General features: G+C 37.1%; 10 protein-coding genes. 5 read left to right on the top strand and 5 right to left on the bottom strand.

Annotated elements, in window-relative coordinates; genetic code table 11:
• Positions 1 to 7: 7 nt before the first annotated feature.
• The 4 genes from GM921_RS06470 (at position 8) to GM921_RS06485 (ending at position 4,942) form a co-directional block, all read left to right on the top strand.
• Positions 8 to 748 (top strand): (Fe-S)-binding protein, encoded by a 741-nt coding sequence (locus GM921_RS06470; protein WP_182921778.1) that lies wholly within the window; start codon positions 8 to 10, stop codon positions 746 to 748.
• A complete protein-coding gene (locus GM921_RS06475) occupies positions 745 to 2,124 on the top strand; it encodes a lactate utilization protein B (protein WP_182921779.1) in 1,380 nt (459 codons plus the stop codon). Before GM921_RS06470 ends, GM921_RS06475 begins: the two co-directional genes overlap by 4 nt.
• The gene (locus GM921_RS06480) at positions 2,114 to 2,701 is read left to right on the top strand and encodes a LutC/YkgG family protein (RefSeq protein WP_182921780.1); all 588 of its coding nucleotides are present in this window, start codon (positions 2,114 to 2,116) and stop codon (positions 2,699 to 2,701) included. Before GM921_RS06475 ends, GM921_RS06480 begins: the two co-directional genes overlap by 11 nt.
• 84 nt (positions 2,702 to 2,785) lie before the next feature.
• Positions 2,786 to 4,942 carry an alpha-galactosidase gene (locus tag GM921_RS06485; protein ID WP_182921781.1) on the top strand — a complete coding sequence of 719 codons (2,157 nt, stop codon included), beginning with the start codon at positions 2,786 to 2,788 and terminating at the stop codon, positions 4,940 to 4,942.
• Positions 4,943 to 5,677: 735 nt separating this feature from the next.
• On the opposite strand, the gene GM921_RS06490 is transcribed toward GM921_RS06485, so the two are convergent.
• From GM921_RS06490 to GM921_RS06500, 3 genes are read right to left on the bottom strand one after another with little or no spacing between them, the layout of a single operon-like run.
• Positions 5,678 to 6,565 (bottom strand): heparin lyase I family protein, encoded by an 888-nt coding sequence (locus tag GM921_RS06490; protein ID WP_182921782.1) that lies wholly within the window; start codon positions 6,563 to 6,565, stop codon positions 5,678 to 5,680.
• Positions 6,565 to 8,616 carry a glucosidase family protein gene (locus GM921_RS06495; protein WP_182921783.1) on the bottom strand — a complete coding sequence of 684 codons (2,052 nt, stop codon included), beginning with the start codon at positions 8,614 to 8,616 and terminating at the stop codon, positions 6,565 to 6,567. The genes GM921_RS06490 and GM921_RS06495 overlap by 1 nt, the downstream gene beginning before the upstream one ends.
• Before the next feature lie 24 nt (positions 8,617 to 8,640).
• The gene (locus tag GM921_RS06500) at positions 8,641 to 9,774 is read right to left on the bottom strand and encodes a glycoside hydrolase family 88/105 protein (RefSeq protein WP_182921784.1); all 1,134 of its coding nucleotides are present in this window, start codon (positions 9,772 to 9,774) and stop codon (positions 8,641 to 8,643) included.
• Between the two features lie 229 nt (positions 9,775 to 10,003).
• Here GM921_RS06500 and GM921_RS06505 point away from each other — a divergent pair, with 229 nt between their 5' ends.
• Entirely contained in the window at positions 10,004 to 11,521 is a 1,518-nt protein-coding gene (locus tag GM921_RS06505; RefSeq protein WP_182921785.1) for a hypothetical protein, read from the top strand.
• A gap of 671 nt (positions 11,522 to 12,192) precedes the next feature.
• Here the strand turns inward: GM921_RS06505 and GM921_RS06510 are convergent.
• Together GM921_RS06510 and GM921_RS06515 are read right to left on the bottom strand one after the other, a co-directional pair.
• Entirely contained in the window at positions 12,193 to 13,629 is a 1,437-nt protein-coding gene (locus GM921_RS06510) for an alpha-L-fucosidase (protein WP_182921786.1), read from the bottom strand.
• A 111-nt stretch (positions 13,630 to 13,740) separates the two neighbouring features.
• Positions 13,741 to 14,937 (bottom strand): glycoside hydrolase family 88 protein, encoded by a 1,197-nt coding sequence (locus GM921_RS06515; RefSeq protein ID WP_182921787.1) that lies wholly within the window; start codon positions 14,935 to 14,937, stop codon positions 13,741 to 13,743.
• Between the last annotated feature and the right edge of the window lie 2 nt (positions 14,938 to 14,939).

Here is a 14,939-nt window from a genome sequence, read left to right on the forward strand (position 1 = left end):
CCATTTTATGAAGGTTGCCCTATTTATTCCGTGTTATGTTGATCAATTTTATCCCAATGTGGCAATTGCTACGTTAGAGTTATTAGAAAATTTAGGGCTTGATGTTAGCTATCCTACCTCACAAACTTGTTGCGGACAACCAATGGCTAATTCTGGCTTTGAGCATTTAGCTGGTGGATGTAATTCACTTTTTGTTAAAAATTTTAGCGGTTTCGATTATATTGTTGCTCCTTCTGGAAGTTGCGTTTTGCATATTACCGAACATCTTCACGATGATGATCAGCCTGAATTAGCCAAACACATTAAGGAAACAACTTACGAATTAACTTCCTTTTTAACTGATGTATTAAAAATAAATACATTAAATAGCAGTTTCCCTTATAAAGTTGGAATGCATCAGAGTTGTCATGGGCAACGGGGTTTAAAGCTATCCCAGATGACTGAATTAAACGCTCCTGATTTTTCTAAACCTGGACAGCTTTTAAATTTGGTAAAAGATATTGAGGTAGTAGAATTGGATCGTAAAGATGAATGTTGCGGTTTTGGTGGCACTTTCTGTGTAGCTGAAGAAGCTGTTTCTGTTAAAATGGGGAAAGATCGAGTAAATGACCATGCAAAACACAATGTGGAATATATTACAGGAGTAGATATGTCGTGTTTAATGCACATGGAAGGGATTTTAAATCGACAACAAAGTCCTATCAAAATTATTCATATTGCTGAGATTTTAAACGGAGTGAAAGCATGAAAACATTAGACCATGCTGAAAGAGCCGACATCTTTAACGAAGATGAAAAAAGAGTAGATTGGCACGATGAAACCTTGTGGTGGATTAGACAAAAAAGAGATAAATCCGCACATCAAATTCCAGAATGGGAAGATTTACGCGAGACAGCATCGGCTATTAAGTCAAATACACTTTCTAATTTACATGACTATTTACTAGAGTTTGAAAAAAATGCACTTCAAAATGGTGTAATCATACATTGGGCTGCAGACGCCAAAGAACATAACGAAATTGTTTATCGCTTATTAAAAGAAAAAGGTATTGATAAAATGGTAAAAAGTAAGTCGATGTTGACTGAAGAATGCCATTTAAATGAATATTTAGAACACCAAGGAATAGAAGTAATTGATTCTGATTTAGGAGAACGCATTGTACAGTTGGCAAAAGAACCACCTAGTCATATCGTTTTACCTTGTATCCATAAAAAGAAAGAAGAAATTGGCGAATTATTCCACGAACATTTAGGTACGCCAAAAGGAAATGCAGACCCTCAACTATTAACAGAAGCTGCCCGTGTACATTTAAGAGATACTTTTTTAACTCGCAAAGCTGCTCTAACAGGTGTTAATTTTGCCGTAGCAGAAACTGGAGAAATAGTAATCTGCACTAACGAAGGCAATGCTGATATGGGTGCACATTTGGCTGATATCCATATTGCTTGTATGGGAATTGAAAAGATTATCCCAAAACGTGAACATCTTTCTGTATTTCTAAGATTGCTGGCTAGAAGTGCAACTGGACAGCCGATTACCACTTATTCTAGTCATTTCGCTAAACCACGAGATGGGAAAGAATTACATATCATTTTGGTAGATAATGGCAGAACTCGTCAGTTAGGTAGAGAAGAATTTAGAAATTCGTTAAAATGTATTCGTTGTGGTGCTTGCATGAATACCTGCCCTGTTTATAGACGTAGTGGCGGACACAGTTATCACAATGCGATAGCTGGACCAATTGGAGCTATTTTAGCACCGAATTTAGACATGAAACAATATGCAGATTTGCCTTTTGCATCCACTTTGTGCGGTTCATGTTCTAATGTTTGCCCGGTTAAAATTGATATTCATGATCAGCTTTACAAATGGCGACAAGTATTGGTAAAAGAAGGTTATACCACCACAGCTAAGCAAGTTGCAATGAAAACTATGGCAACTACCCTATCTTCGCCTGCACTTTATAAACTAGCTGGAAAAGCTGCAAGAACAACGCTTAAATATGCGCCATTTATGGTGAACAATAAGTTTAATGCTTGGTATTTGCAAAGAGATATGCCCAAAGTACCGCAAAGTTCTTTTGGCGAATGGTATAAAATCAATAGAAAGAAGAATGAACAGTAGAGATCAGATTTTAGCCGCTGTAAAAGCAAATCAACCTGAGTTAACTCCATTGCCTCAACTTGATTCTTTTTTCAAAGGACAAGAAACAGCTTTAATTGAAAAATTCACTCAGGTTTTAAATGGAATTGGAGGAAAAGTAATTGTTGTAGCAAATACAAATGAGATTATCTCCTTATTAAAAGAAAATTATTCATTAGATCAAATCAGAGTGATTTCTCCACTAGCTAGTATGCAAGAAATTGCCAATAATAACATTGATAATCATAATCCGCATGCGTTAGAAAATGTAGAGCTCGCTATTTTACCTGCTCATTTTGCAGTAGCAGAAAATGGAGCTTGTTGGTTAGATGAATCAATTTTACTAGATAGAGTTTTGCCTTTTATTACACAACATTTAATTTTGATAGTGAACAAAGTTAATGTTTTGCCAACCATGCATCATGCCTATGAAAAAATTGGGAATGAGCAGTATGGTTATGGTGCTTTTATCGCCGGACCATCCAAAACTGCCGATATAGAGCAGAGCTTAGTACTTGGCGCACATGGTGCAAGATCGCTTTGGGTGTTTTTGGTTTAATTGCCAAATTGATTGAGAAACTAGCTCATAAAGGCTATTCAAATACCTTTTAGAATTATTTATTTTATATCAGAACCAAATCATATGAATCCGAGAATTATTCTTCTTACCCTTTCTTTGTTTTGCTCGTCTGTTTTATGGGCGCAAAACCGTAATCCGATTGTTATCGAAACTCAAAATACCAGTTTAGTTTTTGCTGGCGATGAAGGTGGGAAATTATACCAACGTTATTTTGGAAAAACATTATCAAAAGATGCCTACGCCAAATTAAGAAATGGTATGGAAGCGTACATTGGCGCTGGTATGGAAGATGTTTTTGAGCCTGCTATTCGTATTGTACATGCTGATGGAAATCCATCATTAGATTTGCGTTTTATTAAAGTAGAAACCAAAAAATTGGATGGCGATATCACTCAAACCGATATCTATTTAAAAGATCCTGTTTATCAAACCGAAGTTATTTTACACTTCAAAGCTGCCTTCAAATCGAATGTATTAAGTAGTTCGACGGAAATCATCAATAAAGAAAAAAATAGTGTTGTTTTAAGTAATTACGCTTCTTCTATGTTACATTTTGATGCTTCAAATTATTTTCTTACTCAATTTCATGGAGATTGGGCTCGTGAAATGGATATGCAAGAAAGCCAATTAACGAGTGGCATTAAGATTATTGATAGCAAATTAGGTAGTAGAGCAAATATGTACCAAAGTCCGGTATTCTTTTTAGCGCCTAATAAAATAGCGACAGAAACAGAGGGCGAAGTAATTGCCGGAACAATTGCATGGACAGGTAATTTTCAGTTTGTATTTGAAGTAGATAGAACGAATAAGCTAAGGGTAATCTCTGGTATTAATCCCTATGCTTCTACCCTTACCTTAAAAGCTGGTGAACATTTTATGACTCCAGAATTTATATTTACATACAGCGCCAATGGTAAAGGTGAAGCGAGTAGGAATTTACATACTTGGGCACGTGTTTATGGAGTTTTAGATGGTTTAAAACCTCGGATGACTTTACTAAACAATTGGGAAGCTACGCATGTAAAGTTTGATCAAGAGAAATTAGTTGAGTTATTTGATGGTTCAAAAAAATTAGGACTTGATTTATTCTTGTTAGATGATGGTTGGTTTGGAAATAAATACCCAAGAAATGATGATAAAGCGGGTTTAGGTGATTGGCAAGAAGATCGTAAAAAGTTACCTGATGGAATTGGTTATTTAGTAAAAGAAGCTACAAAAAAGGGAATTAAGTTTGGAATATGGTTAGAACCAGAAATGGTTAATCCAAAGAGTGAGTTATATGAAAAACATCCAGATTGGGTTTTAAAACTTCCAAATAGAGCTGAGAACTATCAGCGCAATCAGTTGATTTTAGATTTAATTAATCCGAAAGTACAAGATTTTGTGTTTAATCTAATCGATAAAATGATGACTGAAAATCCTGGTTTGGCGTATATCAAATGGGATAATAATCGGTTTATGTCTAATACGTATTCTCCTTATTTAGGAAAAGATCAATCGAGATTATTTATAGATTATACTGAGAGCTTTTATAAAGTGATGCAACGCATTAGGGCTAAATATCCTCATTTAGGTATTATGTTATGCTCTGGTGGAGGTGGAAGAACAGATTATGGCGCACTTAAATATTTCGATTCATTTTGGCCAAGTGATAATACTGATGCTGCAGAACGTGTATTTATTCAATGGGGGTATTCTTATTTCTTCCCATCAAATACTATTTCTAGTCACGTAACTTCTATGGGTAAACAAACCCTTAAGTTTAGAACTGACGTAGCCATGATGGACAAATTGGGTTATGATATTAGTGTAGATAAAATGACACCTGAAGAAATTAGTTTCAGCAGTGCTGCTATTGCAAATTATAATCGATTAAATCCGATTATTTGGTATGGTGATTTGTATCGTTTAGTATCTCCGTATGATGAAGATAGAGCCGTATTGATGTATACAGACTCTACAAAAAATAAAGCTGTTTTATTTAGCTACAATTTGAATTTAAGGAAGAAGGAAATTTTCGGAAAAGTAAAGCTCCAAGGTTTAAATCCTGATAAGGAATACACCATTACAGAAACTAATTTGATACCTGGTGCGGCAGCAGAAAGTCCTGAAAACGGAAAGGTTTATACTGGAAGTTATTTAATGAATATTGGTTTAAATGTTTCTCCTGCTAAATTGAGACCATTGAGTAGTATAGTTTTAGAGATAACAAGTAAGTAAATAAATAGACAATATTGTGCCATTGCGATTGTTTAATTAAAAACACCTTAACTCCACGTTCGTCATTCCCAACTTGATTGGGAATCGTAATGCAATAAGAGGTTCTTTTTACGCATTACGGTTCCCGTTTTCACGGGAATGACGAGCACAACACGCAACTTACTGGCAAACTGCATCATTCTCAACTTGATCCGATAGCTATCTGATGGGAATCGTAATGCAATAAGAGGTTTTTTAGGCATTACGGTTCCCATTTTCACCTATCATGTGGACACAAATATTTAGTTTTATTTTATGCTCTATGCCGCAGGGCATCAAACTTTTGAAGCATCAAAAGTATGCAAAAATGCTTGTCAATCCACCTGATGTGCCTTTTCACACATCCCCTACACATCAAAAAAACAACATCACTGCGTTTTGTTTGTTAGTGATAAATGAAAGCATTTGCAAAATTGAACACAAAACCACTGCGTTTAAGGTTCGGAAGTGATAGTTGTTCTTTTGTGCACCTGTTTTTTTGATTGGCTGGCACTGGGGATTGACGGTCGTTCTTGGCGGAGGACAGTTTTTTTTGAACGGAACCTTGCAAATAGTCAAAGAAAGATGCTTAAAAAGATGTGCTCACAAGATAGCTTTTTGAAGGAATGACGGGAGAATAACTAAGATGGCGAACAAGATTCAGCTTTGCTATAGTATTAAACCAGACATATAGCTTACAACGTAAAACTTATATCTCTATTGGCAAACTGCATCGCCTTCGGCAATGCAAAAGTCAGCAAATCGTACTGCTTCATCTCTTATGTATGATTTATTATTCAAACTACGATATATTCCCCATTTTGGGCGACAAAAGGTTGTACCTGTTCGCCATAAATCGATATTAGCATTAGCGTAACTTAATAATAAAGCACCATCACTTACATTTTTAATGTTAATCTCATAGGTACCATTGGTTCCGTATTTAATTTTCTCGATTACTTCAACCCAATTCCCTTTAAATGGTGCTAGGTTTACTGTTTTTAATTTCCCTAAACTAGTAGCCGAAGTGCCAGCTGTATGAATAATTTCTAACTGATCAGGATTACCATATCTTGGTGTAATCGTAATCAAAGGTGAACCATCATCTCCGTCTCCAGCTTTAATTTGATGAATGTGTGTAAAACTCGGTGAGGGTTTAAATCCTGCATCTAACTTAAATTTCCATCTATAGGTTACCGTTTCTCCGATTGTTCCCTTTACATTATCAGGCGATGGACCGTAGCTTTTAATTTCATTTCGTTGTCTATCTGTCGATCCATTGCAACGATCATCATCGGGTGTAACGTGAATATAAAACTCGAATACATTTTTCTTCAATACATCATCGAACACTTCTGCAATATGGCGACCAAAAGCAGCATGTCCGCAATCTGGAGTTTCTTCGGCTGTGCCACCTAATTTACTGTTAATTAATTCGTATGTATTTCCAGGTCCATCTGCTTGTAGTGTTACACCTAATTTGGGTGCAGTAACAGGTGGTTTTACAACTTCTGGCTCAGGTTTAGCTTGCGCTGCATTATTCTTTTTACAATAGAGCACAGAAAAAGAACCTATAATCGCTATTAAAACTATTTTTCCTTTCATTACAATACTACTTTGCAGGTAGCTCCGTCTTTAATTAAATACGTTTTAGTTTTCTTTCCCGCTTGGTTTATGGTTACTTTTAATTGATTTGAACCTGCTCTTTGTATCGATAAATCAAATTCATTACCAAAAGCATTAATCTTATTTAAAGCCATCTCATTCCAATCTTTTGGTAAACGTGGTGTACAATCAAATGTGTTAAAACCTGTTGGACGCATACCAAACAAACCTTCCGTATAAATGCGGCAATACAATCCGCTTTCGGCCGATAAATGTCTTTGATTTCCCTCTGGATAAGCTTCAACTGCATAAGGTACATGTTCTCCCAACAATCTTCGTTGAGAATAATATTTTAAGAAGTCCATTGCTTTCTCTGTTTCGCCGGCGGCAAACACTCCACGTAAAGCATAAAGCGTAGAGCGATCCCAAAAAGTAATTTTACCCGCTTCGGTAGCCAAACCATCTGCAGTCCATAAGCGTGGAGAAAACAAAGCATCTATTGTTCCTTTTTTCCTATCGAAAATACCAACAGTTAGTGGCATACAAATCCAAGCTCGTAAGGTAGTATTGGTTTCATAATATTTATAGGTATCAAAGCCTTCTACATTAGCGCCGAAATACTTTTCCATATTTGCTTTTAAATCATCTGCTTGTTTGGTGTAGGTATTTGTTTGACTTGCTGGTTTATTTAATAGTTTACCTAGCATTGTTGCAGAGCGAAGTGCATCGTAATACAAACTATTGGTAGATAAATTTGCTTTACCTGCTGGGAATCTATTTTCCAACTCATCTGCATCAGAGTTTACTACTCCTTCTGCATTTAACTTTCTATGACTATATTCTAAACACCATTCTATTAAAGGCCATAATACTTTAGCTGAATCAATGCTTCCATACGTTAAGGCGTATCTCGAAGCACCATAAGCAATCATCGCTTGATCTCCCCTATCACCTGCACCTTTCCAAACGGCATCGCCTTCGGCAACTATTGAACTTGGGATTGGTTTATAATCTGGGTTCATGTATTTTGCAAACCATCGGTACGCATTCATGGCAGATTGATTCCCTACGTTATCTCCCAAGAAGGCAAAAAACGGATTTACATACTCTGCCTGGTCATTAGCCCAAATTGCAGCGTAATATGCTAGTCCACCGGGCCCATGCATATAGCCACCTTTAGTTTTATAAATGCTTTCAGTCGCTCTTATTTTTGCAAAATCGAATGTGGTATTTAAAATTTTATCAGGTGTTACTAGTTGTAGTTTATCCATTAAACTAGCAACACGCTTCATTCTGGCAGTTTCTTCTGCATCAGGGTTTATGTTTAACGATTGACTAGGATTATCTGTAGCCATATAATAAACGGTAAAAGTTACTGATTTACCAGGTGCTACTACTTTACTACCAGCGCCAACGGTACCCGTAACAATACTATGCTGTTTACCTTTGCTTCTAACGCTATCTGTTCTAATTTCCTTTCTCAAGTATTCCATAGAAAAAGTCACGTCTTTATCCGTTACATTGGTAAAAACGAATTTCTCGAACGCCATAGGCTCCTTTACCGAAGGATAAAATTTGCGTTGTATTTGCGCTAAAACTGGAGTTCCAGATTCTGCGTTAACCGTCATCACTCCTTTTTGTGTAATGTCTGTTATTTTATAAGATAAATCTCCCGACTTACCACTCTTAGCCAAGTTTGTTTTAAGTAATCTGTTGTTAATATAGAAGCGTGGCAAATCATTATCGGTAAATGAAAAAGAAATATGGCTTCTTGTTGCATCAGGTAACATCCTAAATGTTGGAAATACAATAGTTCTATTAATAGTTGATTTACCTACACTATCTACCCCATACTCTACCCACATTGACACTTTTTCGCCACTCATTTCTATGTGATCGGTGTGCGGTAATCGTTTATCTAACTTCCAATTTATGCTACCGTCAGGCTGGATAGTCCAACGGTTTTGCTGTGGTAGTAGCTTTACCTGAGCATAAACAGGCGCACAAAAACCTACATAAAAAGCGAGGGAAAGAACAGTTAATAATCTCATTCTAAATTTATATTGGTTGTACACTTAATTCATTAATGCTGCTGCTGTCCATAAAATTGGTGCCTGACCATGTAAATCACCTACTATTCTTTTTCTATCTAAATAGTATTGTTTATCATTTTTCTTGTTTGTGCCTTCGCATACTTCTTTTACATCTGCATTTTCATCAATGTAAGAAACTAATCCTAACCAAGCTTTTCGTGCTGCTGGTGTATATGTTTTTTTATCTAACCAACCTTTCTTAACACCTACCACCATTGCATAGGTAAACATTCCTGTAGATGAGCTTTCTTCCCAAGCTGTTGGTTCATCAATTAATTGTCTCCACAACCCAGATGGTGCTTGATATTTTAATAAGGAAGCCATCATAGTTTTGTAGCCTTTCATGATGCGAGCACGATCAGGATTGTTTTCTGGTAAAGAACTTAAAATCTCGGCCATGCCTGCTGCCATCCATCCATCTCCTCTGCCCCAAAAGAAAGGAACATCTGGTGCATGGTAAAACAATCCGTTAGGTTTTTGTAGTGAATCTAAATACAACACCATTTCTTTTGCCGCTCTGTTAATGTATTTTGCATCGCCAGTAGCTCTATATGCCTGAGTTTGCAATGCAGTAATCATAAACATATCATCTATCCACATGCGGGTATGCCAAGAATATCCTTTCTCAAAGGCTAACATCTGCTCTGGTTTTACTTTTGCTTTTGCTTTCTCATCAGGCGCAGCCCATTGTTTATCTGCAATGCCTTGTCCTAGTTCTAAATATCTTTTATCCTTTGTTTGCATGTACAATTGCAAGGGAACTGAACCGAAAACAGCCCAATCTACATTTGTAACTGGCGGAATTAGCTTAGCTTCAGTGGTAAACATTGGCTCAAATCTTTTAATCAAATCATCTTTCAATGCATCGTTACCAGTAGCTTTTGCAAATTTTAAGGCACCATACCAAGCACAGGTTTCGGGATAAGTAATTACCGAAGGTGGTGTTGGTCGGTTAAAATTGGTATGTGGTGTAGCTACAAACCTAGCGGCAACTCGCTTGCCTACTTCTTGTGGCGATGCACCTTTTGGCCATGTAGTTAAATTTGCTGATTGAGAGAAACTTGTGCTTGAGCAAGCTAATAGTAAACCTAGAATTACAGGCGTAGATCTTTTCATAATTTATTTAATTTGGTTAATGCAATAAACAAAAATTGATGATGCAGATAGTTTATCGGATTGGCTACTGAATCAGCAATTTTAGCATTAAAAGCTTTTCTTTTATTAGAGAACTGTACTTGTGATTGAATTTTATACCTAAAGATAAAATGACTGACTTTATTGCCAATATTTGGTTCACATTTACCCCTCTTTCTCCCTACATTTAGCTTTAACCAATTATATACTGATGAAAAAAATACTCTTATTAAGCACCGCCGTTATACTACTTGTATCGTTTAAACCTGTACTAAAAAAATTATGGGAGTCGAAATATATTAAGGTAAATGCTGATGGTTCTTTGAACTATATTCCTGATGCTAAGGGAAATATTATTCCAGATTTTAGTCGTGTAGGGTATTACCAGGGGGATAAAGAAATTACAACTGTTGCTGTTGTAAAAACTGTTAATGCTAATGAAAATGGTGATAGTGAGGAGCTTTTACAAAGCGCAATTGATGAGGTAGCTAAATTGCCTTTAAGCAAAACTGGATTTAGGGGAGCTATTTTACTTAAAAAAGGAACCTATAAAATAGCAGGTACTATCAATATAACTAAAAGTGGAATTGTTTTAAGAGGCGAAGGAGAAAATGCAACGAAATTGATTGCTACTGGTAAAGGTCAGCGTTCTTTAATCGTTTTTAGTGGTGATGGAAATTTGAAAGAAGTGGCTGGAACTAGGGTACAAATACAAGATAAATTTGTACCTGTTGGTACTTTTTCTTTTACGGTTAGCGATGCTAGTAAATTTAAAGTTGGAGATGACATTGTGGTTTACAGACCCGGAACTGATGAATGGGTTAAAGATTTGCAAATGGATAAAATTGAAGCTAGAGATGGCACTAAACAATGGGAAGCTGCTGGTTATAATTTACAATTTGAAAGGAAGATTACTAAAGTTGAGGGAAATAAAGTTACTATAGATAATCCTATTGTGATGGAAATGGAACAGAAGTATGGTGGTGCCGAAGTTTTTAAAGCTTCTTTTGATGGAAGGATTAATGATGTTGGGATAGAAAATATGCTCATCGAATCGGAATATGCAAGTGATGTTGATGAAGACCATGGTTGGGTTGCGGTAGAGTTTAATAAGGTGCAAAACGCATGGGTAAGAAATATAACGACTAGATATTTTGGTTATGCTGCTGTGAGTATTAAATCGACTTCGAAACAAATTACTGTTAAGGATTCTAAATGTTTAGATGCTAAATCTGTTATTACTGGCGGAAGAAGGTATTCGTTTAACAACGATGGTCAGCTTAATTTATTTATGAACTTAGAATCTACAGATGCTAGACATGATTATGTAACTGGTGCTAAAACCTTAGGTCCGAATGTTTTTTATAATTGCAAGGCGACTAGAACTCATGCAGATATTGGTCCGCATCACCGTTGGGCAGTGGGTACTTTATTTGACAACATTACTACCGATGGAGAAATAAATGTACAGGATAGAGGTAATTGGGGTAGCGGACATGGTTGGGCAGGCGTTACTCAGGTATTATGGAATTGTACAGTTAAGAGAGCTGCTGTGCAAAGCCCTTGGGCTGGTGGTCAAAATTATAGTTTTGGTACGCAGGGTGGAAAATATGAGGGTAGATTAAAGGGTAGACCTGATGGGATTTGGGAGGGAGAAAATGAAAAAGGGATTAATCCGAGTTCATTGTATGTTGCTCAGTTGAAAAATAGGAAACGAAATATGAAATAATATTTTTTTTACCACATAGACACATAGGTTATACACTCGTCCTTCCCGTGAAAACGGGAACTCTAATGCAATAAGAGGCTTTTTTTTATATCAAATAGTGCATCTAACCTACCCGTCATTCCCAACTTGATTGGGAATCGTAATGCAATAAGAGGCTTTTTTTACGCATTACGATTCCCGTTTTCACGGGAATGACGAGCAAATAACTAACACGCTCGTCTTTGAGAAGGAGGTTTTTCACCGACTGCGGCAACCTCCTCCCCGCCAGTAGAAACCTAGCGCCCGCCAGTAGAAACTTAGCATCCGCCAGCAGAAACCTAGCAAACGCCAGTAGAAATCTAGCACCCGCCAGTAGAAACTTAGCATCCGCCAGTAGAAACTTAGCATCCGCCAGCAGAAACCTAGCATCCGCCAGTAGAAACCTAGCATCCGCCAGTAGAAACCTAGCATCCGCCAGTAGAAATCTAGCACCCGCCAGTAGAAACTTAGCATCCGCCAGTAGAAACCTAGCATCCGCCAGTAGAAACCTAGCAAGCGCAACTTTGCAATTCACCTACCCCTAAAATAAACACTCGTGAAAAACGAAGGAGCCCTAGCGGCAGCGAGTTAAAAAAGAAAAGGACGGATTTATAATCCGTCCTTATTAAACTTAACAAATAGGATCGATATCTCTAATCTATAGCTCCGGTTTTCATTTTCTCTTTACTGGCTTCGCCAAACCAAGTGTGCATTTTACCTTTTACTTCTACTTTAATTACGCTGGCAACTTCATTAGGTGCTGTTGTTGGCAATTTAAGTGTTATTTGGTCGGCGGCTTTATTGATGGTTACTTTGTTTCCGTTGTTTAATAATTGAGCTGATACGACTTCATTTGATAAGCCTTTTACTACCAACTCTCCATTTTTAGGCCATTCGAAAACAGATAAATACAAGGTGGTATTACCATTTGCATGGTCTTTTCTGGTTACTCTGCCCCAAGTTTGGGTTGGAATTGGACTGGCTTGTGTTGCATATATTGCTTCACTATATGTTTTCATCCAGGTACCTAAATCTTTTAGGCGTTCTACACTTGCTTCTGGGAAAGAACCATCGGGTTTTGGACCTATATTTAACAGATAGTTCCCTCCTTTTGAGGCAATATCTATTAAATTATGAATTAAGGTTGGTGATGATTTCCATTTGGTATCTGAATTTCTAAAACCCCAAGTTCCATTCATGGTCATACAGGTTTCCCAATCTTTACCGTCTAACTCACTTAGGTTTGGTATTTTTTGCTCTGGGGTTTTGGTATCTCCAGGGAAATTAGGACGTTTTAATCTATCGTTTGTAATGATATTTGGTTGTGATTTTAAGGCGGCTTGTAATTTTAAGGCGGCTGCATCTGTCATATTGGTTGGTGTATCCCACCATAATACGGCAATATCGCCGTAATTGGTCATTAATTCTTTTACTTGTGGCACGGCTACTCTATCTATATATTGATCGAAAGTTGATGTTTCTTGTGCTGGATCCCAATGGCCTTTGTGTGCTTCGGTATAGCTGTTAATTTTAGTGCTATCTGGGTTTGGCCAACCTTCTGCCATTACTTTTCTGGCTACTGCACCGCCCGCATTTCCCCAATCTTGTGCTTGTGAATAGTAAAACCCTAGTTTAATGCCGTATTTTTTGCAGGCTTCTGCTAATGGTTTTAAGATGTCTTTTTTATATGGTGTTGCATCTGCTATATCCCAGTCGCTTGCTTTTGAATTGAATAGTGCAAAACCATCATGGTGTTTAGCGGTGATAATTAGGTATTTCATGCCTGCATCTTTTGCCATTTTAACCCATTGATCTGCATTAAATTTTACTGGATTAAATTGTTTAGCCATTGATTTATACTCGGCAACTGGTACTTTCATTCTGTTCATAATCCACTCTGCGCCACCCCTAGCCTGTTGATGTCCGTTATATTCGCCTGCCATTTGTGCATAGACGCCAAAATGGATAAACATACCGAAACGGGCTTCTCGCCACCATTCCATTTTTTTATCTTGTGGGGTTTGTTGGGCGTTGCTTAGGGTGTAAACGCTACATAATAGTAATGCGAGAAGTAGAGTTTTAAGTTTCATGTGGTTAGGGTTTTAATGTTATTTGGTTATCGGTTTAATGTTGTATCTAGCGCTTTAAGATTGCTTTCCCGAGAAGTCGGGACAGGCTGTGCCTCGCAATGACGAGGTGCTTTAGTTGATTGTTTTATAGTTTTTATATCTTAATAGGGCTTCTAGGTAATAATAATCGGCATAGTTAAGGGGAACATCTACTTCGCTATTTGATGGTTTTGAACCTGTACTGTGCAATAGAATAAAGCCTTTTGCTGTGCCGATTGGAGCAATGTATGCGGTGCTTAAACTGTTTAGTATTTGATTTGCTTTTTTATAGTAATCGCCGCCTTGTTTGCTGTATTTACTTAATTCGTATAAACCTGAAGCTATTACTGCTGCTGCTGATGCATCTCTTGGTTCGTTAGGGATTTGAGGTGCATTAAAATCCCAATATGGCACTAAATCTTTTGGCATATTTGGATTATTGAAGATGAATTTTGCAATGTTTTCTGCTTGTTTTAAGTAAGCTGGGTTTTTGGTGTAGCGGTAACACATGGTGTAACCATATAAGCCCCAAGCTTGTCCGCGTGCCCAAGCTGATGAGTTGCTATAGCCTTGATGTGTTGTTTTCTTTAACACTTCGCCTGTTTTAGGATCATAATCTACTACGTGATATGAGCTAAAATCTGGTCGGAAATGGTTTTTCATTGTGGTATTGGCATGGCTAACTGCAATTTTATAGAATGATGAGTCTCCAGTTAGTTTTGTTGCTTCGAAGAGTAGTTCTAAGTTCATCATGTTATCGATAATTACCGGGTTTACCCATTTATCTCTGCTATGATCCCAAGATAATATGACGCCAGTTTTAGGGTTGAAACGTGTTGATAAGGTTTTTGCTGCTTCGATAATTACTTCTTTATCGTGTGCGTTTCCTGTTAAGCGGAATGCATTGCCTACACTGCAAAAGACTTTGAAACCCATATCGTGTGTGGTTCCATTGGTTTTTTCTTTTTCCATGTAGGTAGTGAATTTTTGTGCGGTCGATTTCCATTGATCGGTTTTATAATATTCATCTAAATACCACAATACGCCTGGGAAAAAGCCACTTGTCCAATCTCTGGTGGCTACTAGCTTTAGGTTGCCATTTTCTATTGTTCTTGGAGAAATTAGTTCTGGTTTAGCAGGGTTAGCTGATTTCTCTACTTCTGTTAACATTAATTGTGTTTGAGTAGCTGCGTGTTGAAATGCTTTTTTAACGTTTACACTTTGTGCTGAAACAGTAGTTTGTACTGCTAATAAAGCAATTGTGATGATACTATATTTAACTTTCTTCATGG

The organism is Pedobacter planticolens (assembly GCF_014172375.1).
Taxonomy (GTDB): Bacteria; Bacteroidota; Bacteroidia; order Sphingobacteriales; family Sphingobacteriaceae; genus Pedobacter; species Pedobacter planticolens.